This is a genomic window from Kitasatospora sp. NPDC057512 (genome assembly GCF_042802135.1).
GTDB lineage: Bacteria > Actinomycetota > Actinomycetes > Streptomycetales > Streptomycetaceae > Kitasatospora.
Genome location: NZ_JBHVET010000993.1, coordinates 1 through 2,470 on the forward strand (window position 1 = coordinate 1; position 2,470 = coordinate 2,470).

General features: G+C 75.6%; 2 protein-coding genes. One reads left to right on the forward strand and one right to left on the reverse strand.

Going from position 1 to position 2,470, the window contains the following annotated elements; all coding sequences use genetic code 11:
* The coding region (locus ACFU6K_RS36680; RefSeq protein WP_380670627.1) for a nitrous oxide reductase family maturation protein NosD at nucleotides 1-1,071 on the reverse strand (1,071 nt) is incomplete at its 3' end.
* Between the two features lie 377 nt (nucleotides 1,072-1,448).
* Here ACFU6K_RS36680 and ACFU6K_RS36685 point away from each other — a divergent pair.
* On the forward strand, nucleotides 1,449-2,441 hold the full coding sequence (locus ACFU6K_RS36685) for a deoxyribonuclease IV (RefSeq protein ID WP_380670629.1): 993 nt from the start codon (nucleotides 1,449-1,451) through the stop codon (nucleotides 2,439-2,441).
* Nucleotides 2,442-2,470: the final 29 nt, after the last annotated feature.

Below are 2,470 nucleotides of genomic sequence, written 5' to 3' on the forward strand. Positions count from 1 at the left end.
GGCCGGCTCGGAGCGCCCGCAGGTGTTGCGGGCGAAGGTGTTGTCGGTGCCGGAGTCGCGGTCGGCGAGGTCGGCCGGACCGTTGCCGCTCAGCTCGTTGTCGGTGATCACGGCGCGGGCGTTGGCGACGCCGACGACGCTCCGGAACAGGACGATGCCGCCGGAGAAGTCCGAGGTGCCGGTGTTGTCGCGCACCTCGTTGCCGGTCACCCGGGCGTCCTCGGTGCCGGTGAGGACGATGCCGGCGCCCTGGATGGCGCCCAGGCGCGGGTTGGCCGGGCAGAACTTGTTGTTGCCGACGACGGAGTTGTCCCGGACGTCGAGGTCCCCGGCGCGGGGCACGCCCTCGTCGCCGACCACGAAGACGCCGGCGCAGTTGCCGCTGATCCCGTTGGACTGGACGGCCAGCCCGCGCAGCCGCCGGACGGTGACGCCGACCCGGTTGCCGGTCAGTTCGTTGCCCTCGACCACGGTGCCGCCGGTGTCGGGCGAGCCGCCCTCGCGGTAGGCGTAGTTGGCGAGGAAGACGCCGGACTGGCCGTTGTCGGTCGAGCGGTTGCCGCGGATGACGGCCCGGGTGGACATCTCCTGGCTGATGCCCTGCTGGCCGTTGTCGTGGACGTGGGTGCCGCGGACGGTCAGGCCGGTGGTGCCGCTGGCGTCGATGCCGTTCTTGCGGAAGCCGGTGACGGCGAGGCTGTCGATCTTGACGCCGGACAGCGGGTCCTCCTCGGTGCCGACCACGCAGATGCCGTGCCCGGCGGTGGCGCAGGCGTTCTCGCTGCCGTCCCCGGGGGTGATCACGCTCTCGTCGCCGAAGCCGCGCAGGGTGAGGCCGGGGGTGGTGATGCGGACGCTGCCCCGGTAGGTGCCGGGGAGCAGTTGGACGGTGTCGCCGGACCGGGCGGCGTCGACGGCCTGCTGAATCGATTCGCCGGGCTGGACGAAGTGCAGCGGGAAGCGGGGGACGGCGTGGGCCGCGGGAGCGGCGGCCAGCGAGGTGAGGACGGTGGTCAGGGCGGTGGCGGCGGCGGTGGCCGCGGCGAGGTGGTGGACCCGTCGCGTGGGCATGAGTGGTGACCTGTTTCCTTTCGGCGCGCGCGGCGCTCGTACGGGTGTGGTGGTCTCCCGCTCGGTCCAGCGATGGGGGCTGACGCGCTGTGCGCGGGCGGTGACGGCCGGTGGATGCGGCCGTGTCGACGCTACGGGCGGCCCGGTGGGCCCGCCACCAGGGCTGGGCTGCGGGGCTGACGGGGCGTCGACCAGGGGTGGGACGGGCCCGGCGTGGCGCGGCAGCGGGTGGTCGGACGGGGAGCCTTCCCCAGGACCCGGGTTCACTCGATCGAGTGCGGAGAACCGTTTCCTCCGGCTGCCGGGAGCCGGGCCTCCGGTCCTCCCGACCCGGCCCGCCCGACGACCGGGGCCGGGCGCGTGACATGCTCGGGGCCATGACCACCGCACCCGTACCGCCCGTCGCCGCCCTCCGGAACCCGATCGGCGCGCACGTCCCGGTGGCCGGTCGCGGGCTGGCCGGCACCGGCCTGGCGTACGCGGGCCGGGTCGGCGCGGAGACGGTCCAGGTGTTCGTGGCCAACCCGCGCGGCTGGGCCACTCCCCCGGGCAACCCGGCGCAGGACGAGGAGTTCCGTACCGCCTGCGCCGACCGGGGCGTCCCGGCCTGGGTGCACGCCCCGTACCTGATCAACTTCGGCTCGGACAACCCGGCCACCCGGGAGCGCTCGGCCGACTCGCTGCGGCACTCGCTGCGCCGCGGCCACGCCATCGGCGCGCTCGGCGTCGTCCTGCACACCGGCTCGGCGGTCGGCACCGCGCCCGGCGGCGGCTCGCGCCGGGCCGAGGCGATGGCGCAGGTCCGGTCGGACGTCCGGCCGCTGCTGGAGGAGCTGGACGGGCTCGGCGACGACGCGCCCTGGCTGCTGCTGGAGCCGACGGCGGGGCAGGGCAGCTCGCTCTGCTCACGGCTGGAGGAGCTGGCCGCGTACATGGAGGCGCTGGACCATCACCCGAAGGTGGGAGTCTGCCTGGACACCTGCCACGCCTTCGCCGCCGGGCACGACCTGGCGGAGCCGGGCGGGGTGACGGCCGCCCTGGACGCCCTGGCCGCCGCGGCGGGGCCGGGCCGGCTGCGGCTGATCCACGCCAACGACTCCGAGGACGTCGTCGGCGCCCGCAAGGACCGGCACGCCAACATCGGCGCCGGGATGATCGGCGCCGAGCCGTTCCGCGAGCTGTTCGAGCACCCGGAGACGGCCGGGGTGCCGCTGGTGGTGGAGACCCCGGACCGCAAGCACGGCGGGGACGGCACCGGGCACGCGATGGACATCGCGGTGCTGAAGGAGCTGCGGCAGCGGGCTGCGGTCCGGGGCGCCGGCGCCCGTGCCACGGAGCTGCCGGAGCCCGCCGCGGCCGGACGACGGTGAGCCCGGGGGCCGATCCCGCCGAACGGCCG

Excerpts from the sequence above, each read along its gene's own strand:
- ACFU6K_RS36685 (WP_380670629.1), top strand. The coding sequence starts at position 1,449 with ATGACCACCGCACCCGTACCGCCCGTCGCCGCCCTCCGGAACCCGATC.